Origin of the sequence: Shewanella frigidimarina (assembly GCF_003797125.1) — a bacterium.
In the GTDB taxonomy this organism is placed as follows: domain Bacteria; phylum Pseudomonadota; class Gammaproteobacteria; order Enterobacterales; family Shewanellaceae; genus Shewanella; species Shewanella frigidimarina.
In genome coordinates this window covers 989,564-1,010,639 of sequence record NZ_RKKE01000002.1, presented here as the reverse complement: position 1 = coordinate 1,010,639, position 21,076 = coordinate 989,564, and the positions used below count along the sequence as shown (strand labels likewise).

21 protein-coding genes and 7 tRNA genes are annotated in these 21,076 nt (G+C 40.8%); 22 read left to right on the top strand and 6 right to left on the bottom strand.

Annotated features, from left to right (window positions below):
* Window positions 1-209: 209 nt before the first annotated feature.
* The 10 genes from pth to EGC86_RS09315 all read left to right on the top strand — a co-directional run bounded on the left by pth (window position 210) and on the right by EGC86_RS09315 (window position 4,320).
* Window positions 210-797: an aminoacyl-tRNA hydrolase gene (gene pth / locus EGC86_RS09360; protein WP_123777334.1), complete on the top strand. Its 588-nt coding sequence runs from the start codon at window positions 210-212 to the stop codon at window positions 795-797.
* Between the two features lie 77 nt (window positions 798-874).
* Window positions 875-1,966, top strand: a complete 1,092-nt coding sequence (ychF, locus tag EGC86_RS09355) for a redox-regulated ATPase YchF (RefSeq protein ID WP_011636200.1) — start codon at window positions 875-877, stop codon at window positions 1,964-1,966.
* A gap of 213 nt (window positions 1,967-2,179) precedes the next feature.
* A tRNA-Met gene (locus tag EGC86_RS09350) sits at window positions 2,180-2,256 on the top strand.
* A gap of 45 nt (window positions 2,257-2,301) precedes the next feature.
* Window positions 2,302-2,386: transfer RNA gene (locus EGC86_RS09345), tRNA-Leu, on the top strand.
* A 45-nt stretch (window positions 2,387-2,431) separates the two neighbouring features.
* Window positions 2,432-2,506, top strand: a tRNA-Gln gene (locus EGC86_RS09340).
* A 23-nt stretch (window positions 2,507-2,529) separates the two neighbouring features.
* A tRNA-Gln gene (locus EGC86_RS09335) sits at window positions 2,530-2,604 on the top strand.
* A 5-nt stretch (window positions 2,605-2,609) separates the two neighbouring features.
* Window positions 2,610-2,686, top strand: a tRNA-Met gene (locus EGC86_RS09330).
* Window positions 2,687-2,779: 93 nt separating this feature from the next.
* Window positions 2,780-2,864: transfer RNA gene (locus EGC86_RS09325), tRNA-Leu, on the top strand.
* Between the two features lie 48 nt (window positions 2,865-2,912).
* A tRNA-Gln gene (locus EGC86_RS09320) sits at window positions 2,913-2,987 on the top strand.
* Between the two features lie 298 nt (window positions 2,988-3,285).
* A complete protein-coding gene (locus tag EGC86_RS09315) occupies window positions 3,286-4,320 on the top strand; it encodes a patatin-like phospholipase family protein (protein WP_123777333.1) in 1,035 nt (344 codons plus the stop codon).
* A gap of 258 nt (window positions 4,321-4,578) precedes the next feature.
* Here EGC86_RS09315 and EGC86_RS09310 read toward each other — a convergent pair whose 3' ends face one another.
* The 3 genes from EGC86_RS09310 to lolB form a co-directional block, all read right to left on the bottom strand.
* A complete protein-coding gene (locus tag EGC86_RS09310) occupies window positions 4,579-5,526 on the bottom strand; it encodes a ribose-phosphate pyrophosphokinase (protein ID WP_011636202.1) in 948 nt (315 codons plus the stop codon).
* A gap of 90 nt (window positions 5,527-5,616) precedes the next feature.
* The gene (ispE, locus tag EGC86_RS09305) at window positions 5,617-6,489 is read right to left on the bottom strand and encodes a 4-(cytidine 5'-diphospho)-2-C-methyl-D-erythritol kinase (protein ID WP_011636203.1); all 873 of its coding nucleotides are present in this window, start codon (window positions 6,487-6,489) and stop codon (window positions 5,617-5,619) included.
* Between the two features lie 45 nt (window positions 6,490-6,534).
* On the bottom strand, window positions 6,535-7,146 hold the full coding sequence (gene lolB, locus EGC86_RS09300) for a lipoprotein insertase outer membrane protein LolB (RefSeq protein ID WP_082707315.1): 612 nt from the start codon (window positions 7,144-7,146) through the stop codon (window positions 6,535-6,537).
* Window positions 7,147-7,383: 237 nt separating this feature from the next.
* On the opposite strand from lolB, the gene hemA reads away from it, so the two are divergent.
* The 8 genes from hemA to EGC86_RS09260 all read left to right on the top strand — a co-directional run bounded on the left by hemA (window position 7,384) and on the right by EGC86_RS09260 (window position 15,269).
* The gene (gene hemA / locus EGC86_RS09295; protein ID WP_123777332.1) at window positions 7,384-8,634 is read left to right on the top strand and encodes a glutamyl-tRNA reductase; all 1,251 of its coding nucleotides are present in this window, start codon (window positions 7,384-7,386) and stop codon (window positions 8,632-8,634) included.
* A 14-nt stretch (window positions 8,635-8,648) separates the two neighbouring features.
* Complete coding sequence (prfA, locus tag EGC86_RS09290) at window positions 8,649-9,734, top strand: peptide chain release factor 1 (protein WP_011636206.1); 1,086 nt, start codon at window positions 8,649-8,651, stop codon at window positions 9,732-9,734.
* Window positions 9,735-9,743: 9 nt separating this feature from the next.
* Window positions 9,744-10,598 carry a peptide chain release factor N(5)-glutamine methyltransferase gene (gene prmC / locus EGC86_RS09285; RefSeq protein WP_123777331.1) on the top strand — a complete coding sequence of 285 codons (855 nt, stop codon included), beginning with the start codon at window positions 9,744-9,746 and terminating at the stop codon, window positions 10,596-10,598.
* Between the two features lie 124 nt (window positions 10,599-10,722).
* Complete coding sequence (locus EGC86_RS09280) at window positions 10,723-11,118, top strand: SirB2 family protein (RefSeq protein WP_011636208.1); 396 nt, start codon at window positions 10,723-10,725, stop codon at window positions 11,116-11,118.
* A gap of 10 nt (window positions 11,119-11,128) precedes the next feature.
* Entirely contained in the window at window positions 11,129-11,917 is a 789-nt protein-coding gene (locus tag EGC86_RS09275; RefSeq protein ID WP_059744788.1) for a transglutaminase family protein, read from the top strand.
* A gap of 193 nt (window positions 11,918-12,110) precedes the next feature.
* Entirely contained in the window at window positions 12,111-13,358 is a 1,248-nt protein-coding gene (locus EGC86_RS09270; RefSeq protein ID WP_011636210.1) for a DUF819 family protein, read from the top strand.
* A 17-nt stretch (window positions 13,359-13,375) separates the two neighbouring features.
* Window positions 13,376-14,227 carry a 3-deoxy-8-phosphooctulonate synthase gene (kdsA, locus tag EGC86_RS09265; protein WP_011636211.1) on the top strand — a complete coding sequence of 284 codons (852 nt, stop codon included), beginning with the start codon at window positions 13,376-13,378 and terminating at the stop codon, window positions 14,225-14,227.
* Between the two features lie 169 nt (window positions 14,228-14,396).
* Window positions 14,397-15,269, top strand: a complete 873-nt coding sequence (locus tag EGC86_RS09260) for a DMT family transporter (protein WP_102035979.1) — start codon at window positions 14,397-14,399, stop codon at window positions 15,267-15,269.
* 94 nt (window positions 15,270-15,363) lie between these two features.
* Here EGC86_RS09260 and EGC86_RS09255 read toward each other — a convergent pair whose 3' ends face one another.
* Both EGC86_RS09255 and EGC86_RS09250 read right to left on the bottom strand, forming a co-directional pair.
* Complete coding sequence (locus EGC86_RS09255) at window positions 15,364-16,332, bottom strand: ketopantoate reductase family protein (protein WP_123777330.1); 969 nt, start codon at window positions 16,330-16,332, stop codon at window positions 15,364-15,366.
* 6 nt (window positions 16,333-16,338) lie between these two features.
* A complete protein-coding gene (locus EGC86_RS09250; protein WP_011636214.1) occupies window positions 16,339-16,695 on the bottom strand; it encodes a VanZ family protein in 357 nt (118 codons plus the stop codon).
* 338 nt (window positions 16,696-17,033) lie between these two features.
* Here EGC86_RS09250 and EGC86_RS09245 point away from each other — a divergent pair, with 338 nt between their 5' ends.
* A complete protein-coding gene (locus EGC86_RS09245) occupies window positions 17,034-17,519 on the top strand; it encodes a YajQ family cyclic di-GMP-binding protein (RefSeq protein WP_059744781.1) in 486 nt (161 codons plus the stop codon).
* Window positions 17,520-17,984: 465 nt separating this feature from the next.
* The gene (locus EGC86_RS09240; protein WP_123777329.1) at window positions 17,985-18,371 is read left to right on the top strand and encodes a ribosome recycling factor family protein; all 387 of its coding nucleotides are present in this window, start codon (window positions 17,985-17,987) and stop codon (window positions 18,369-18,371) included.
* Window positions 18,372-18,715: 344 nt separating this feature from the next.
* Here EGC86_RS09240 and EGC86_RS09235 read toward each other — a convergent pair whose 3' ends face one another.
* The gene (locus EGC86_RS09235) at window positions 18,716-19,291 is read right to left on the bottom strand and encodes a porin family protein (protein ID WP_123777328.1); all 576 of its coding nucleotides are present in this window, start codon (window positions 19,289-19,291) and stop codon (window positions 18,716-18,718) included.
* Between the two features lie 837 nt (window positions 19,292-20,128).
* On the opposite strand from EGC86_RS09235, the gene cspE reads away from it, so the two are divergent.
* Window positions 20,129-20,341, top strand: a complete 213-nt coding sequence (gene cspE / locus EGC86_RS09230) for a transcription antiterminator/RNA stability regulator CspE (RefSeq protein ID WP_011636218.1) — start codon at window positions 20,129-20,131, stop codon at window positions 20,339-20,341.
* A gap of 309 nt (window positions 20,342-20,650) precedes the next feature.
* Entirely contained in the window at window positions 20,651-20,881 is a 231-nt protein-coding gene (locus EGC86_RS09225; protein ID WP_011636219.1) for a hypothetical protein, read from the top strand.
* Window positions 20,882-21,076 lie beyond the last annotated feature (195 nt).

The following is a 21,076-nucleotide window of genomic DNA, read 5'->3' as shown; positions in this document are numbered from 1 at the left end:
TGGCTACATGAGCAATTTGGTCGCTAGGCTTCTTACGCAATAAACATGGCTTTTATAAAGAGTCGCCAACAGTAAAGCATGAGCGGCTTTGAATGATTACATTATGAGTGAAATTGGTATAAAATGTCGCGTTTTGCATCATGTGTATTTTGATGTACCCCATGAAGGCATTTAGCAGCATTGCTTGCTAATAAACTGACTAGGTTGTGATGAGTAACATTAAATTGATTGTCGGATTGGCAAATCCGGGTGCTGAATACGCACAAACTCGCCATAACGCTGGTGCATGGTACGTGCAAGAACTAGCGCGCATCTGTAATATCCCCTTGGTTGCAGAGAGTAAATATTTTGGTGTCACAGCTCGTGCAACTTTGCATGGCAGGGATGTTCGTTTATTGATCCCGACAACGTATATGAACTTAAGCGGTAAGTCGGTTGCAGCATTAGCCAATTTTTTCCGTATTTTACCTGAAGAAATCTTAGTCGCCCATGATGAGCTGGATATGGATCCTGGTGTGGCTAAATTCAAGTTAGGCGGTGGCCATGGTGGTCATAATGGCTTAAAAGACATTATTGCCAGTTTAGGTAACGACAAAAACTTTCATCGTTTGCGCATTGGCATTGGCCATCCAGGCGATAAAAACAAAGTCAGCGGCTACGTACTGGGCAGGGCACCAGCGGTAGAGCAAGAGCGAATAAATGCCGCGATTGATGAAGCGGTGCGTTCAACCGAGATTTTATTTAACCAAGACATGGCGAAAGCTATGCATAGATTACATTCGTTCAAAGCAGAATAAGCCAAGCGAGTTTTGTTTTAACACCCTTTCGACATCATTATCCAATGGGATAATTCTACATATATAAAGGTAAGCATATGGGTTTTAAATGCGGCATTGTTGGTCTGCCAAACGTAGGTAAGTCAACGTTGTTTAATGCGTTAACACAAGCGGGTATTGAAGCGGCAAACTTTCCGTTTTGCACTATTGAGCCAAACACGGGTGTGGTACCGGTACCAGATGCACGTCTTGATGCGTTAGCTGCTATTGTTAAACCTCAACGTATTTTACCTACTTCTATGGAGTTCGTTGATATCGCTGGTCTAGTGGCTGGTGCATCGAAAGGTGAAGGCTTAGGTAACAAGTTTTTAGCTAACATTCGTGAAACTGATGCAATTGGTCACGTAGTACGTTGTTTTGAAGATCCAAACATTGTTCACGTAGCCAACAAAATTGACCCCGCTGGCGATATTGAAGTCATTAATACTGAGTTAGCTCTAGCAGACTTAGACGCATGCGAACGCGCTATTTTTCGTCAAGCTAAGCGTGCTAAAGGCGGCGACGGTGATGCGAAATTTGAAGTCGCAGTACTTGAAAAAATGCGTCCAGTGTTAAACGAAGGCCAAATGTTGCGTTCGTTGGAATTAACTAAAGAAGAGTTAGCAGCCGTTGCATACCTTAACTTCTTGACCATTAAACCAACAATGTACATTGCTAACGTTGCTGACGATGGTTTTGAAAACAACCCTCATTTAGATGTTGTTCGTGCTATTGCCGCAACAGAAAATGCTATCGTTGTGCCTGTATGTGCTGCTATTGAGTCTGAATTAGCTGAAATGGAAGCTGATGACCGCGCAGAGTTTATGGCTGACCTTGGTTTAGAAGAGTCTGGTTTAGATCGCGTAATTCGTGCAGGTTACGAATTACTGAATCTGCAAACTTACTTTACTGCAGGTGTAAAAGAAGTTCGCGCATGGACAGTACCCGTTGGTGCTTCTGCCCCACAAGCTGCTGGTGTTATCCACACTGACTTCGAACGTGGCTTTATTCGTGCGCAAGTAATGGCATACGAAGACTTTATTACTTATAAGGGTGAAGCTGGCGCCAAAGATGCGGGTAAATTACGTGTTGAAGGTAAAACTTATGTCGTTAAAGATGGCGATGTAATGCATTTCTTATTTAACGTTTAAGTTTTATTAACGTTATCAAGAAACGATAAAGGGGCGTAAGGGAATTTAATCGATGTTAATTGGGTTTATTTTGTCGATTCGGCATTCAGTTTGGTGAAGTTATAGCCGAACAAGTCGAATTGATGAAAATAGCGAAAAAAACCAGTTGACCTAGATAACCTGAATAAGCATAATACGCCCCGTTCCTCACCAAGAGGGATAGCAAGAAATAGTGGCAATATAGCTCAGCTGGTTAGAGCACAGCACTCATAATGCTGGGGTCGCAGGTTCAAGTCCCGCTATTGCTACCATCTATTTCTTACCCATCTGCTCAAGATGTTAAACTAGAGTGTTGTGCGGGAGTGGTGGAATTGGTAGACACGCCAGATTTAGGTTCTGGTGCCGCAAGGTGTGAGAGTTCAAGTCTCTCCTTCCGTACCATTTATTCGAGATATTGGCTTAGGCGAATGTTTCAAAAAGTTTGATTGGGATATCGCCAAGCGGTAAGGCACTGGGTTTTGATCTCAGCATTCCAAGGTTCGAATCCTTGTATCCCAGCCATTTATAAAGTTAGACAAGATTATTGGGATATCGCCAAGCGGTAAGGCACTGGGTTTTGATCTCAGCATTCCAAGGTTCGAATCCTTGTATCCCAGCCATCTTTGGCAATGTAGCTCAGCTGGTTAGAGCACAGCACTCATAATGCTGGGGTCGCAGGTTCAAGTCCCGCCATTGCTACCATATTTACTGGGTAGAGTGAGTTGTACTTACGTTAGCTGGTAAAGCAAAGTTTACTCTGAAATAAAAAGAGTATACTCTAAGTTAAAATTTGATGCGGGAATGGTGAAATTGGTAGACACGCCAGATTTAGGTTCTGGTGCCGCGAGGTGTGAGAGTTCAAGTCTCTCTTCCCGTACCATCAAATTTTAGTCAAAATTGTTTTTCATGTCTGTTTAAAAAATACTATTGGGATATCGCCAAGCGGTAAGGCACTGGGTTTTGATCTCAGCATTCCAAGGTTCGAATCCTTGTATCCCAGCCAAATTCTAAAAAGCCCGTCTTATAGACGGGCTTTTTGCTGTGATTTTTCAGCAAAATGTTTTCAGCAAAATTTTTTGATCATATTGAAGCCTGTTGATGTGAATACCTCTCAAAAAAATCACCCCTTAGCCTTAGCTCATCTGCTATCAACTTACTCTGAATGAGCAGATAATTAATACAATCGGTATTGTTTATCAATAGTATTTTTCTATCAACGCGATTGATTCTATCGGTTATCTATTTTACTTACTGTTGTTTAGACTTGTCTTATGCAGTGAATATTCTTAGAAAGGCTCATCATGAACGTCCTAACACCAACACCATTTACGAACCCTTATGAAGCATCACAACCCAAGATGGCACTGATTGCTGAAGGTGGTGGTCAGCGAGGGATATTTACCGCTGGTGTGTTAGATGCGTGGTTAGATAATGATTTTGATCCCTTCGATTTATTCATAGGCACATCTGCAGGTTCACAAAATCTCACGAGCTTTTTATCTCGCCAGAAAGGCTATGCCAAGCGGTTAATTCGTGGATTATCACGGCATAAGCGATTTTACCAACTGGGCCGAGGATTAGTTGGCGGAAATGTTGTCGATTTGGATTGGTACTTTGATAAAACTACTCAAGGTAGCTTTGCCTTAGACTTTTCCGCCGCCGCAAAATCATTGGGACAACGCGAGTTATTGATCACCGCAACTAACTCACGCGATCGACAAGCTTATTTCTTACGCCCAAATGGTGATAATGACCACTGGCGCGAATTACTTAAAGCCTCAAGTGCATTACCTTTTCTATATAAGCAGGGGGTTAAACTTGCGCCCTGGTTAACCGCCAGTGCTGCTAATCAAGTTCATACCAACTATGATTACCCTCAAGCTGACTTTTACCTTGATGGTGGACTGGCTGCGCCGTTACCAGTTCGTGAAGCATATCGTCGTGGAGCGCGAAAAATTGTGGTTATTCGTACTGTTAATGCAGATTTTCATGCTCAATCTGCTTGGGTACATAAATTAAAATCATGGATTTGTGTGTCAGGTTATTGTCCCAAAACCATAGATTACTTGGCTCAGCATGAACAAGCTTACGAACAAGAGCTCGCGTTTATCGCCAATCCACCTGATGATGTCGAGATCATTCAAATTTTTGCTGATGATAATCTTCAAAGCAAATTGTTGGGCAGCACAGATATGGACTTACGCCATGATTATCAAACGGGTATTACAGCAGGTAATGCTTTTTTACACACTCAAAAGGCATTCTATTCAACACATTCTTTGCATGCTCAGCCGCCGCTAGAGTCGCTTACGATCATGCAAACCATGACAGCTTAAATGAATCTGGTTTTGGTTTTGCAGCCAACGCTGAGGTGATTATATTGACTCAATAATTCACTTTGGGTTGAATTTTTTAATGTTGCAGAACGATCTGACGGTTAATGTTAAACATCAGTTGTTCAACACTGACTAACATTTGGTAATAGAGGTTAGGAGTCTTTCTCAAATAAGGTAGATAAAATATTTTTGCGATATTTACCCAAACAAAAACGCACTCGTAAGAGTGCGTTTAGTTGTTTCACTCACTAAAGATGATTAGTGGCGGAACATCGCAGAGATTGACTCTTCGTTACTAACGCGACGTATCGCTTCAGCTAGTACTGCGGACATTGTTAGCTGGGTCACTTTCGCCACTTTTAACATTTCAGGGCTTAATGGCACAGTGTCTGTCACGATAACTTCATCGATAACAGAGTTAGCAATATTTTCAGCAGCATTGCCTGAGAATACCGGATGAGTAGCATAAGCGAACACGCGGTTAGCGCCATGTTCTTTTAATGCTTCAGCAGCTTTACATAAAGTGCCACCAGTATCGATCATGTCATCAACGATGATGCAATCACGGCCTTGAACATCACCAATAATATGCATTACTTGAGCAACGTTAGCTTGTGGACGACGCTTATCGATAATCGCAAGGTCAGAGTCATCTAATAGCTTGGCAACGGCACGAGCACGAACTACACCGCCAATATCAGGAGACACAACAACAGGATTTTCTAATTTCTTTGCCAACATGTCTTCAAGTAACACAGGGCTACCGAACACGTTATCAACAGGGACATCAAAGAAACCTTGAATTTGCTCAGCATGTAAGTCACAAGTCAATACGCGGTCAACACCCACGCTTGACAAGAAATCTGCAACAACTTTTGCGGTAATAGGTACACGTGCACTGCGTACACGGCGGTCTTGACGAGCATAACCAAAGTACGGAATAACGGCAGTAATACGACCCGCTGATGCACGACGTAGCGCGTCAACCATTACAATAAGCTCCATGAGGTTATCGTTAGTTGGTGCGCAAGTAGATTGGATGATGAACACATCCGCACCACGTACATTCTCGTTTATTTGAACACTGATTTCACCGTCGCTGAAACGGCCTACAACTGCGTCGCCAAGTTTGCAAAATAAACGGTCGGCTATCTTGGCGGCTAGATTTGGGGTAGCGTTACCAGCAAAGAGCTTGATGTCGGGCACTTTATGAACCTCAGGTGTTTGCTTTACGATTAAAGGCTAGATCAATTTTACGTGTTGTCACTCAAAACTGACCCAGAAGAAATAATGTTGTTAGAGCTGCTCAAGCCGTATTTGTAATGGCGACTTGTTCATCCCCTTTGCGACAAAACCTTGCATATCAGCCGGTAATTTGGCTAAAGCGTCAAGGGCTTGTTGCGAATGTGTAAATTCCCCGAACACGCATGCGCCTGTTCCGGTCATTCTCGACGGCGCATATTCTACCAGCCAGCTTAAGGCATTGGCAACTTGAGGGTGCTTAGTTGTGACCAGTTTCTGACAATCATTGCTCCATTGTTGAGTCATTAAACTGCTCATATCCAATTTTGGTGTGTTACGTGGCAAATCAGGATGTTGAAAAACGGCCTGGGTTGATACATGTACGTCAGGGACAATAACTAAATACCATGACTCGGGTGGTTGTACTGTGATCAACTTCTCACCGACACCTTCGGCGAACGCAGATAAACCATTAATAAAAACAGGGACATCCGCACCAAGCGTTAAGCCAATTTCAGCTAGTTTATTGGGTGATATATTGGTTTTCCATAAGGCATTTAGCGCCACTAATGTGGTAGCTGCATCAGATGATCCGCCACCTAAACCACCCCCCATAGGCAACAATTTTTCTAACCAAATATGCGCGCCGCCTTCATATTGGGTGTAACGCTTGAGTGATTTTGCGGCCTTAAGAATTAAGTTATCGCTGTCAGCGACAGAATCGGACATCGTAGAATGGAGAATTAAATCTGGTGTGTCTGTGATATGAAAATCAAGGTAATCACAATGGTCAATAAATTGAAATAGCGTTTGTAGTTCATGATAGCCATCGGCTCGCTGGCCAGTTACATGCAAAAATAAATTCAGTTTTGCAGGAGCTGGCCAACTTTTGGATATCGCTGATTTGCGAGAGTTCGTCGATGTCATATTTTGTTAACTACCTTGTTATTAGCCAGCACTGAATATTAAACCCTATTTTGTTTTGGCTGCTACCGCTGTCCATTGATTAGTTTGAATTTTTATTTGCACATCTTCACGCTCAATCTTCAACAACCTAGGCACCTGCGCGCCGCTTTGTTGTTGCCAACCGAGAAAACTGACCACCCAATTGGCTTCAGGGTCGTGACTGATTAATTGTTTAATTGTGCCATCAGGATTATAGCTGACAATTTTATCATTGCTGCCAATTTGACCTGTGATCCATAAAGGAAGGCTATCAAGTGGGATTGACCATCCGCTAATACCGGTCAGTAAATCTTGAGCATTACTGTCGCGATAGGTTTTGCCGTCAACGTCAAGTGTCGCCATACCTTGATTTGTCTTAAGGGTTAATACTGTTGTGCCTAATACCGTTGTTAAGCGTAAATCATTAGCTTTCGGTTGGTGCAGCCAATACAAATTGGTACTGAATTTGTCTTCAGATGTCTTGACGGCAATTTTCCCTTGAAGTTCCCATGCTTTGGCTTGAGCCGCATTGGTCACATTGATAGGGCTAAAATCTTCAGATGGTGTGACACTACAACCGGCTAAGACAAGCAACACGGTAACGAGGGCGATATGAAATAAAGATGCAGATAAACGCAATGGATTGCCTAGCAGTTGCTTAAGATGTTCTTATGATACTGGGCTTAAGCCATTATGTAAAAATCCTTTTGCCAAAATTAATGTGATATTAATGTATTGGTTTACATAATAGATATGTGATCAATAAATAAAAATTTAGACATTTATTCCGTTTTGTTAAGCCAATTGTGTTTTTAGTTGGTTCAATTCAGTAGAATAGCCTAATTAACGTCACCGAAAAGAACTTGATACCGTCTAATGAGCCTAGTAATAATCGGGATAAACCATAAAACCGCCACGGTAGATTTGCGTGAAAAAGTCGCTTTCTCTCCAGACCGCATTCATGATGCCATGAAAAGCTTGGCCAGTCGCACCCGCACGGGTGAGGCTGTTATTGTGTCTACCTGTAACCGTACTGAGCTATATTGCAATAATGCTGAAAAGGAAGACATTATTGAATGGTTAGAGGATTATCATGGTTTAGATCATAGCGATTTAATGCCGTGTATCTATGCTTATGAAGAACAAGTAGCCGTCAAACATTTAATGCGGGTAGCATCGGGTTTAGATTCTCTGGTGCTTGGCGAGCCGCAAATTTTAGGGCAGGTCAAACAAGCGTTTGTGAAAGCCAAAGAAGCTGGCACTATCGCATTAACGATTGATCGTTTATTTCAAAATACTTTTTCTGTGGCTAAAAAAGTACGTACAGACACTGAGATCGGTGCCGCAGCAGTTTCTGTTGCCTTTGCCGCTGTTAGCATGGCGAAACATATTTTCTCATCATTGAGCACCACTAAAGTGTTACTCATTGGTGCCGGAGAAACCATTGAATTAGTTGCCAAGCACCTTAAAGATAATGGTGTTGCTTCTATGGTGGTGGCAAATCGAACTATTGAACGCGCTCAAGCCATGTGTGAAGAGTTTAATGCGACCGCAATTACCCTAGAACAAATACCAGACTTTCTCCCTAAAGCCGATATCGTGATATCCTCTACCGCCAGCCCTTTGCCTATTTTAGGTAAAGGAATGGTCGAAAAAGCGCTAAAACAGCGTCGTCACCAACCTATGTTGTTGGTGGATATTGCAGTTCCAAGAGATATTGAAGCAGAAGTCGGTGAGTTAGACGACGCATTCCTTTATACTGTAGACGATCTGCATAGCATAATTGAACAGAACATGGCTTCACGTAAAGAAGCCGCCGAGCAAGCAGAATTAATTACTGAAGATCAATCACACATATTTATGGAGTGGATTAGGTCTTTAGAGTCAGTCGACAGTATTCGCGAATATCGCAGCCAGAGCTTGGCTATTAAAGATGAATTAGTTGAACGTGCCTTGAATAAATTATCTCAAGGCAGTGATAGTGAACAAGTGATACTTGAGCTAGCCAATAGGCTGACCAATCGTTTGATACATTCACCTACACAAGCGCTCACTTCAGCAAGCCGTCAAGGCGATTTGAATACGTTAGGCCAATTAAGATCTGCGCTTGGTTTAGATAAAAACTAAGGTTAGCGAGCTAAATGAAAGAATCCGTTATCCGCAAGCTTGAAGGCTTGCTCGAGCGTAATGAAGAAGTATTAGCGTTACTCAGTGATGCTACCGTGATTTCGGATCAAGACCGTTTTCGTGGATTATCAAAAGAATATTCTCAACTTGAAGATGTTGTCAGTAGCTTTAAGGCATTTCAACAAGCTCAAAAAGATTTCGACTACGCCAAAGAGATGCTTGAAGAAGACGATCTTGAAATGCGCGAAATGGCGCAAGATGAGTATAAGCAGTCAAAGCAAGTGCTAGAAAAGCTTGAAGATGAATTACAAGTTTTACTATTGCCAACAGATCCTAACGATGACACCAACGCGTTTCTTGAAATTCGCGCCGGTGCAGGTGGTGATGAAGCCGCTATTTTTGCTGGTGACTTATACCGTATGTATTCACGTTACTGTGAAGCCAACCGTTGGCAAATGGAAGTCATGAATGTTAACGAAGGTGAACATGGTGGCTTTAAAGAAATAATTGTTAAAATAAGTGGTGACGGTGCTTACGGTAAATTAAAGTTTGAGTCTGGCGGACATCGTGTTCAACGTGTGCCTGAAACTGAATCTCAAGGCCGTGTACATACTTCGGCTTGTACTGTTGTGGTATTGCATGAAGTACCAGAGGCTGAAGCAATTTCGATTAATGCAGCAGACTTAAAAGTTGATACTTTCCGTGCGTCTGGTGCGGGTGGTCAGCACGTTAACAAAACCGATTCTGCTATTCGTATTACCCATATTCCATCAGGTATTATTGTCGAGTGTCAGGATCAACGTTCGCAGCATAAAAACCGTGCCCAAGCGATGAGTGTATTGGCCGCGCGTATTCAAGCTGTTGAAGATGAAAAAAGACGTAGTGCTGAAGAAACAACCCGACGTAGTTTAGTGGCCAGTGGTGATCGTTCTGAACGTATTAGAACCTACAATTACCCTCAAGGTCGTGTAAGTGATCATCGCATCAACTTAACGCTATACCGCTTGAATGAAGTCATGGAAGGCGATTTAAATGTCTTGCTTGATCCTATCATGCTAGAACATCAAGCAGACATGCTTGCAGCGTTAGCTGACGATTAAGGAGTGCTCTTGACTCAGTCTTCGTATTCAACAATTGCTGAAGCCCTGCAATGGGCTTATTCACAATTAGCAGCAACCTCTGAATCTGCACATGTGGATGCAGAGGCATTGTTATTGCATTGTATGAATAAAAATCGCAGTTTTTTATACACTTGGCCAGAGCGGCAGCTGACCAGCGAGCAATTTAAAGCTTATAGTCAGATGATCGCCAAACGTCAAAGTGGCACTCCGGTTGCGCATATTATTGGTGAGCGAGAGTTTTGGTCATTACCCTTCATTGTTAACGACTCCACCCTTATTCCACGGCCTGATACTGAAATTTTAGTAGAGACTGCATTGAACTTATCTGTGCGTCACAATGCCAAAGTATTGGATTTAGGCACTGGAACAGGAGCAATAGCATTAGCTTTAGCGTCTGAGCGCCCAAAATGGCGAATTACAGCCATTGATAAAGTGCCAGAGGCTGTGGAGCTTGCTAAAGCTAATCGCGGCAATCTTAATTTAACCGAAGTGGAAATTATCCAGTCGGATTGGTTTTCTGCGGTAGAACAGCGCGATTTTGATTTAATTGTGTCGAATCCTCCTTACATTGATGAAGCCGATGAGCATCTTCATTTAGGCGATGTTCGCTTTGAACCGCAAAGTGCACTCACCGCAGGCAATGAAGGGTATGCTGACTTGTATTACATTGCAGAGCAAGCAAGGGCTCATTTACTGCCCGGTGGTTACTTATTGCTTGAACATGGCTATGAGCAAGCAATCAAAGTACGTGAAAAACTGATTGAACTGGGTTATCAAAATGTCGCCACAGTACGAGACTTTGGCAGCAATGATCGATGTACGCTAGGACAATGGGCTGATTGATAATCCTGCCTTACTCGGCATTTCCCTTCTAAGTAAATAACACTCATCGCGATATTGGTATGTGGCTGGTTGATAGAGTAAACTAGCCACCTTTTATTTTGACCTTTTTAATGAGACTTAATTAATGGAAACATTTTACAGTTTATATCCAGCGGTAAAGCATACTCACATGATGCTAGTTGCCATGAGTGTGATCTTTTTTATCGTGCGTTTTGTTTTGCATTTACGCCAGTCTCCTATTATGGAAAAAAAGTTTGTTAAAGTGGCGCCACATGTCATTGATACCTTTTTATTACTATCAGGCTTCACTCTTTGCTTTATGATCAAACAATATCCTTTTGTTGATCCATGGATGACAGAAAAAATCATCTGTGTTGCGGCATACATTGCTTTAGGCATCATGGCACTTAAATCTAACCGTAATAAGCTGTTTAAGTTTTTTGCTTTTATCGGTGCAATTGGTTGGGTAGTGTTAGCGGCCAAACTGGCTCATTTTAAACAAGTCGTATTCATGGGTTAATTGGTTTTTAATGGCAAAATATCATCTTGATGATGCAGTTTCTATACCTGAAACTGCATTTGAACTCTCTGAACATCTCGGCTTTTCAACCTCAAAACCTGCTATGTGGGCATGGTATGAAATGGCTGGTTCGGTATTGAGTCACTATGTTGTTGACCAACAAGCACGGCTTGAAGGTCTGTTTAAGTGGTTTTACAATGATTTAGGCTTTTGTGCTCGCGATGACTATTTTAGTGTCGAAGCAGCAGATTTAAGCTATTGCGTGTTAAAGCGTCAAGGTAACAGCACTACGTTATCAATATTATTAATTTTATTGGCTAAGCAGCTCGACTTAACACTCGAGGCGGTTTTATTACCCGGTAATACGGTATTAAAAAGCCAAGTGAATGATGTTATTAGATACCATGACCCGCTTACGGGTAAAGAGCTTAGCCGTCATCAGTTGCATGCATTTGTGCGCGGTGAATTGGGTAATGCGGCTAAATTAAAGCCGAGTCATCTAAAAACTGCCACGCTAAAACGTTTAATTAGCCGCATGTTGCACGAGCTAAAAGCGGGTTGCATTGTCAGCCATAAGTTTGAACCGGCAATGGAATGCTGTAATTTATTATTACAATGGCACCCAGATGATGTTCATCTTAATCGCGAACGAGCGTTTATTGCGCAGCAATTAGGTTGCATTAAAGTGGCCATGTCTGATTTACAGCACTTCATTGATTTGAGTCCGCATGATCCGGTAATTGAACTGGTTAAGATTCAATTAAAGGAACTCAGTCAACATATGCAGGTTTATCATTAATTATGTGATATTACCTGCCGAACAGGCCGCTTTGGGTTAACTCAAAGTGGCTTAAGTTCGCAAGTCGGGCGCCAGCAAGCTTAGTTTTAAAAGCTCTGCTGCGAAATCATGCGATTTGAATCACCACTGATTTTCGCAATAACAATCACAATAACAACAAAAAATATAATGTATTTGTAAGGGAGAACACTGCATGACAACGTCAGCAATGGTGAGCAATGATGCCACCGCACTGGGTATACTCGCCGTTATTTTAGGTTTTGTTTTTTACACTAGTTCATCTACCCATCCGTTTTGGCAAAAATTCTATAAATACATTCCAGCATTATTACTGTGCTATTTCTTACCTTCATTATTAAATACGTTTGGCGTGATTGATGGTCATGCGTCACAACTGTATTTTGTTGCTTCGCGGTATTTATTGCCTGCGTGTTTAGTGTTATTGATTTTAAGTGTCGATTTAAAAGCCATCCTGAGTTTAGGCCCTAAAGCGGTAATTATGTTTTTAACCGGCACGCTGGGTATTGTTATTGGTGGACCGATTGCACTATTAAGCGTATCAATGATTGATCCATCATTACTAGGTGGCAATGGCCCAGATGCCGTATGGCGCGGTATGACAACCTTAGCGGGAAGTTGGATCGGTGGCGGTGCCAACCAAGCCGCAATGAAAGAGATTTATGAAGTCGGCGGTGAGATTTTCTCAGTGATGGTGACTGTCGATGTCATTGTGGCCAATATCTGGATGGCAGTACTGCTGTTTATGGCATCAAAAGCCAAAGAGATTGATGCCAGAACGGGTGCAGACACCACCGCGATTGAAGCACTAAAAGAAAAAGTAGAAAAGTACCACGCCGAGAATTCACGTATTCCGTCGCTTCGTGACATCATGCTAATTGTGGCTGTTGGGTTTGGAGTGACAGGTTTTGCCCATTTTGCGGCAGATTTCTTAGGGCCTTTCTTCGAAGCCAACTATCCATGGACCGAAGATTACAGTTTAACCTCTAAATTCTTCTGGTTAGTGGTAATTGTGACCACTATCGGTTTAGGGCTTTCGTTTAGTCCTGTACGTCATCTAGAAGCGTCAGGCGCCTCTAAAATCGCTTCTGCATTTTTATATATTTTAGTCGCGACTATTGGTTTACATATGGATGTGTCTAAAGTTATGGATACGCCGATTTATTTCTTAATCGGTATTGTGTGGATGTTAGTGCATGCAGGATTAATGTTATTGGTTGCTAAACTCATTAAAGCGCCATTGTTTTATATGGCAGTGGGCAGCCAGGCAAACGTGGGCGGAGCTGCATCGGCGCCAGTGGTGGCTGCTGCATTCCATCCTGCATTAGCACCTGTAGGGGTGTTGTTGGCAGTATTCGGTTATGCATTAGGTACTTACATGGCATGGCTATGTGGTCAGTTATTACAAATTGTCGCAGTGTAATGCGCTAAGAGGATCAAATGGATCAAAAAATTATTCAGTTATCTAATAACGTTCAAGTCGCTAACGATAAGCCGTTCGTATTATTTGGCGGTATGAATGTGCTTGAATCGCGCGATTTAGCTATGTCGATTGCGGAGCATTATGTGGAAGTTACCCAAAAGCTTGGGATTCCATATGTGTTCAAAGCGTCTTTTGATAAAGCGAACCGTTCATCGGTTAACTCATACCGTGGACCGGGTATGGAAGAAGGTCTGCGTATTTTTGAAGAAATAAAATCAACCTTTAACGTACCGATGATCACCGATGTGCATGAAATTCATCAGTGTGCGCCAGTCGCTGAAGTTGTCGATATTATTCAATTACCTGCATTCTTAGCGCGTCAAACCGATCTTGTTGTTGCAATGGCGAAAACCGGTGCGGTGATCAATGTGAAAAAACCACAGTTTCTAGCGCCGCATGAAATGCGCCACATCATTACCAAGTTCAACGAAGCGGGTAATGACAACATTATCTTATGTGAGCGTGGCAGTAGTTTTGGTTATAACAACCTCGTGGTCGACATGTTAGGCATGGACGAAATGAAGCAAACAGGTTATCCGGTGATTTTTGATGCCACCCATGCACTACAACGCCCTGGTGGACGTGCTGATTCTGCTGGTGGCCGTCGTGCACAAGCCACCGAACTTGCTCGTAGTGGTATGGCATTAGGTCTAGCAGGTCTATTTATTGAAGCTCATCCCGATCCTGATAATGCAAAATGCGATGGCCCATGTGCGCTACCACTGCATTTATTAGAGAAATACCTAACGCAGATGAAAGCGGTTGATGAATTGGTTAAATCCTTTGAGTTTATTGATACTAGCAAGTAAACCATCAATGGCTTTGAATAACTGAAACATCGGCAAATTGATTTTTAATCAATTAGACACTTAATCAGTGTCTTTTAATGGCCGTAAACAGTAATCTAATTGCCCTTGTATAAGCCCTGACTTTTTACCAAGTTTCAGGGCTTTTTTATGTAATGAGCAATAGTTAATTATGTGGATCATGTTTACCTTCCTCGCTGCGTTTATGCAGGCGTGGCGCAATGCGTTTCAAAGTAAACTCAGTAAAGAAGTCAGTGTTGCAGGTGTTACCTTAGCTCGATTCATTTGGGCAGGCCCCATTGCTGCGTGTTATCTGTATGGTTTACATCAATATCAACCTAGTGCATTACCTGAGTTTACAGGGACATTTTGGGGTTTTGTTATTGGTGCATCATCGATGCAAATTCTAGCAACAGGCTTGATGGTTAAACTGTTTAAAATGCAAAACTTTGCGATTGGTGCCGGGCTGGCTAAAAGTGAAGCATTAGTCGCAGCAATACTTGGGGTGCTATTTTTCGGCACACAATTATCCTTATTAGGCTGGATAGGCGTTGTTATTGGCGGCTTAGCAATAATGTTGTTAAGCAGCAAACAAGGTTTTAAACAGCTCTCAGTTAAAACAGTCTTGTTAGGGCTTGCGTGTGGCAGTGCTTTTGCGTTGACTTCCCTATGGGTACGCGAAGCAAGTTTAACCCTACAAGGGCCATTTACGCATCGTGCTGCATGGGTATTACTGTGGGTTATTGGCTTACAAACAATCGTGCTAATAGGCTATTTGCTGGCAAAAGATAAATCGACTTTAGCGGCGTTGTGGCAACGACCAACATTAACCTTATCAATTAGTATTACTAGTTGTATCGGTTCAATTGGTTGGTTTAGCGCAATGTCGTTGCAGGCTGTGCCTTATGTCAAAACACTAGGCCAGATTGAGGTGTTTTTTACCTTGATGATCGCTGTTTTTTGGCTTAAAGATAGAGTTAAAATTAACGATGTAGCGGGTTTGATTTTAATCGCAATAGCAGCTGTTTTGGTCATGTGGAGCTAAATCCAGTAGCGAATAATTATCAGTCTACATATTCTTATTTGGACTGATGTACCCCATCATTTAAATTGAGTTGATGCGAGTGGTAGCATCGCATTCAAGATTGACTCAGTTGTAAAACCTTGTCGACGAGATATTGATTCTTGGGCACTTTAAGATGATGCGCCTTGGCTTGCTGGCAAATATAGCCATTTATCTCATTAATTTCAGTCGGTCTATTGTGGGCGATATCTTGATACATAGATGAGAAGTTTGCCGAGGTTAACTCAATCACTTGATAAACCCGCGCTCTAACAGCTGCCTTATCTAATGTGATGTCATCATATTTAGCCACTTCGACTAGCTCATCGATAATGGCACTGATCTGTGATTGATATTCTGTTGCTGCCAATTGACCATTAGCACACTGATTTAATGCGGTTAACGGATTTATTACTGCATTAATGGCTAGCTTTTGCCACAAGACTGGTAATACAGGCTGATACCATTCAATCGGCTGATTGTCACTTTGCAGATGAGATATGCGCATCTTTAACGCTGTCGACATAGCTGAACCACAATAATGTCCTAGCTGAGTTACGCCAAACCCACTGTGCTTTACCTGCCACTGACTTAACTTCAACGCCGCTTGTGAAGTGGTGCCTAACGTTAAGCCTATATCCTGATACTGCGAAAGGGCTGCAGCAACCAGTAAGTGCGGACCTAAACCATTATGGAGTAATACAATATGGCATTGGGGCGACAATTTCGGTAATAAAGGTAAAAGTGCTTGCTCGACTTGATAGGCTTTAACACACACAAACAGTAATTCAACTTGTACTAAGCGGTCATCATCTGTTCCCAATATAGTCGCTAAGGCTTCATGGGTGTGTTGGATGTGGTCAATGAAATTCAACGGCTGTTGACGAGTTAGCTTATCTCGGCCAATAAACATCACATCGTTCGTTTGGGTATTAACACTCAGTTTGTGATACATCAACTGTCCAATTGCACCTGCACCCAAAACGGCAATAAGAGCATTATTGTCGTGTGTGGATGATGGTGGCAACGTTGGTGTATTGGCCATAGGATTTTAACGATTCGCTTTTAATTTACGGTATTTATTGATAGAAAAGTGCAGTAAGTAAAATAATGCAATCCCAAAAAAGTCGGCAATAACATCGGCAGCTGAAGCGCTGCGATAAGGTAAGCGAGATTGAATCAATTCAATTAACACTGCATAGGTAGCTAGAGAGATACACAAAAAATACCAACGCGGTTTAAAAGCGTAATGTGCTAGATATGAAAGGGCAAAAAAACTGCCTAAATGGCCCACTTTATCCATATGGGCGAAAGTCTGCGGGTAACTTGGTTTTGAAAAAACAAGATAGCTAGTCACTATCACAGCAACAACTAACGCAAGTTTAAAAATATTTTTATAAGTGATCACGAGCGTAACATCAGCCTTGTGAAACGAGAATATCGCTAATAATAAGAAACCTGTTTAAAATTGTCACTACTTAACCTCTATAGAAAGTAATAATTGTTTAATAAGGACATTTTTTACTATTGATAATGACAAAACCATAGTAGTCAAACTCAATGCCACTGGGCGTTTCAGTCTCATTATCAATTAAAATAGCTGGTTAATGATATTTTGTTAATCAATAGGATATTAGCGAAAGATAATCGGCTCAATAAAGCCTAAGTTGTACTTCACTATCCTGTTAATGACTCCTAGTGTAAAATAGCCATATATAAATGTGATGAATCAAAGAGGAAAGCAACATGCCATCTATGGATATTGTGTCGGAAGTTGACGAAGAAGAATTACGTAACGCGGTAGAAAATTCTCGCCGTGAAGTGGCTGGTCGATTTGATTTACGTGGTAAAGAAATCGAGATTGATTTGAAAGACAATGTTGTTACCTTAAAATCAGAAGACGATTTCATTTGTAAGCAGTTAGTTGATATTCTGCGTATTCAACTTAGTAAACGTAACGTCGATCCGTCGTCAATGGAAGTCGATGATAAAGCGGTTCACAGTGGCAAAACCTTCAGTTTAAAAGTTAATTTTAAACAAGGTATCGATTCACTCGTGGCTAAAAAGCTGGTTAAAGCCATTAAAGACAGCAAGCTTAAAGTGCAAGCTGCTATTCAAGGCGACTCAGTACGCATCACCGGTAAAAAGCGCGATGACCTACAAGCTGTCATGCGTCTAGCCAAAGAATCAGAACTCGGACAGCCATTCCAGTTCGACAACTTCAGAGACTAATCCTGAAGCAATAAAGAGAAGCCGATATGCATTAATCGATATCGGTTTTTTAAATTTATCCTGCTTGTCAGATTTTAGATCAGATAACATTGTTTTGAGTTTTGTCATAAACAGTGAATAAGTAGCAAGCTTTGTCTTAAACTTATGTTCAACATCATTACCTACGCTTTGACTTAATTAAACTAGTAATACATATCATACTAATGAATATCGAAAGCCTATTGTTGGCATTTTTAATTAAAAGTACAAATTGCCATGCAATGCTTAGTGTATTGATATTGTTTGTTATTTTATAGTGGTTTGATATAAGTAGTTTCACATTTATGGCATTGGTCTGTTGTTACTTTTGTTTCGAATAGACTTGCTTTTATTGCTATATATTTTCTGTCATAGTTAATTTATCTAACTGTTTACAGACGTTATTTAGTGGGTAGGGCACAGTGCGATCCTGTTTAAAATACTATTATGACTGAAGATATTACCATTCCACTCCCATCGCTTATTCATCGAATCGGTGGGGAGAAAGCCAAGCAGGCAAAAATCATTGCGCTGCAATATGACTGCGAGCTAAAGCGTGTGCGTCGATCTCGGAATTGGGGCATTATCGGTGAGGCGGTTAATATTCAGTCGTTTACTGAACAGTTAAAAGCACAAAGTGATGATAATTTTCGTTATCTTATTCAAAAGATTGAGACTGCGCTTCTTGGCCATGCAGATAAGTTAGAGCCACTAGACGAAAAACTTGTCCGCTTAATTAAACAAACACCAGGTATCACCTTGGGGGAATTAATCCAACTTACCCAATGTACGTTAACTGAGGCGCGAGTGGCTCGTTTTAACGTCGATTTTTGATTATTTCAAAGTGTGCTTTTTATTTTTTTATGCTACAGGATCGCAATACTCCGGGGTGATACAAAATACAACGCTTGTTGTTTTGAGCCACAAGCTCAGTATGTAAATTTACATCGCAGTGAATAAACAGAGTTAAAGATAAGCAACCTAAGTCATCAATTGTTTTATTGACACAAATCGCAGACACAAGAGCGATGTTCATATCACTTGCTCTTGGGTGAAGGTTAATCGGTTTAATGCGGATCTGAGAATTATAGGTATGAAATAAGGGTGTAACACAAATTGCATTACACCCTTCTGGATTTTATTTTTTAACTAGTTAATTTAAGCACTCTACTTAATCACTAGAAACGATATTCAACACCGATACTAGCCTGTTTAAAGTCTGTTTCTGTGTCGGAACCGTTAGATACATTATCTAAGTTAATTTCTGCATCATACCAAGTGTACTCTGCATTAATTAGAAAACGATCTGTTACCTTAAACGCTACACCTGCACCGGCAAACACACCTTCATCATCTTTATTGCCAGAAAACCCGACTACGTCATAATCTGTTGAATACCATAACTGACCACCTTTGGCATATAACTCTATTCGCTCAGCAATGGGCAATGTCACTTTTAGACCTGCGGTATAACCATCTGTTTCAGCACTAGATAAGTTGTTGCCGTAACTACCAAAATCAATATAGCTACCTTCTAGAGCTAAGTATTTGTTGAAGCGATAACCGACTAGGCCCTGGAGAACATCATTGTCGTCATCAAAGTCATCTTCGCCATCAACTTTTAGGTAACCATAATTAGCGCCGACATAAACGCCATTTTCAGCTACGTCTTTCTTGAGGTCATCAGCGTGAGAATAAGTACTAAAAGAGGCTAACGAAATAAGTCCAGCTAAAGTAAGAATTGTATTTTTCATAAGGTACTCCTAGTTAATTACGTAAATACATCTAACTACTTACAAAACGGATGCCAACGTTATAAAAGTAACAGAGAATTAATTATCGGTATTTAAATTTAATACTTAATATCAATGGTTTACGTTTTGCGTTTTGGCGGGGGAAGGTGGCCTGTGATTAGATCTCAAGTGAAATGGCTTATTTTTGCACCCGCTTAATGAGACAGTAATAATGTAAAACGGTATTTTTTTCTGATTAAATTGTAATTTTTTCATATTGAAAATATATTGTTATCAATATGTTACTGTTTATTTTTTATTGTCTACTTTCTAGGAAAGATAAAATCTTGGTCATAAACTTGCTATGTTGATTTAGCTTTTTAAAGTGTAGGTTTGTCCGATAGCGTTAAAGTACAACCATTAAGTAAGAATAATAACTATACAGTAACAAGTCGAGTAACCGGATTATCAACACGGTAGGATCGTGAACCTAATTTCATATCGGTTTTTGGTTAACGACTATGACAGGCTTAGTAGCTAATCTAGTAGCTAATCTAGTGGCTAATATTGTACATTAAGGTTGCTGGTGACAATGCTGCTAACCAAGTGGTTTTAGATATTATTTATATTTATTCAATAAAAATATTTACAAGCTTAGATATTCGTGTATTATACGTCTTGCTCTGACATTCAGAGTTATTAATGAACATCAAGTAAAAGAAAAGCCTTAGAATCTCTTCGTTATCGTTGTTATCCTCTGTGTTTCCCTTAGCTTCATCGTGACATTCAATAATTCAAGCTTGAGCGCATCGCATTTTCGCGACAGATTGATTAATTTTAATATATAAGGGACACATCATGTCTAACAAAACAACTGGTTTAGTAAAATGGTTTAACGAAGATAAAGGTTTTGGTTTTATCACTCCTGATAACGGCGGCGCTGACGTGTTCGTTCATTTCCGTTCAATCACTTCAGAGGGTTTCAAGACTCTTGCTGAAGGCCAGAAAGTTTCTTTTGATGTTGAGCAAGGCCAAAAAGGCCCACAAGCTGCTAACGTAGTAGCTGTGTAACTCGACGTTATAAGAATAACGCAAACGGTTTAACGACTGTTTGCGTTTTTTTATGCCTGCAATTTAACAATTTATATTGTTAGCGTGTATAGGTACTTCATTTTGGGCGTATGATAACTTCAAATTTGGTTTAATATTTATCTACTGCTTGTTAATTAGCATCCTTAACACGAGCAGAACCCAGCACTCACTTAATAATTTACTGATTTCTCAAAAACCCTCTTTCTACTTTGATCTGAATCAACGCTATTAATCGTAAATCGATTCATTATATTAGCTGTACATCATACTGATGATTACGGGGCCATAATGTCAGATAACAAACTCATCTTGATTTTAAAAATCTGTATCTCGATAGGGATTAGCTTAATTTTATTAGGCATTTATTGTCATAATTTCAGCGAAACGATTGCAACTATGGGGGTTAATGGAATCATTATTAGTGCTATGTGTGTGGCTTTTGGCATGGCGTTGTCGCTACCAACAAAAATGTACCTGACTTTTATACTGGTTAAGCGTGAAGTAGAAAAAACCACATGACTTCTTTTTAGTCGGTTCGTTATGAGTTGACTGTAAATGTTTACACTGCCTACATTTTCATTTCAAATATCAATTTTTATCTCCCTGATTTTACCTGCTCGAAATAATTTTTAATGATGATAATTTCTTCTACCACCTTTTATCTTGACCAATTTATTTTTGCAAAAAGCCTAAGTTAGTAAACGTAAAAGTCTT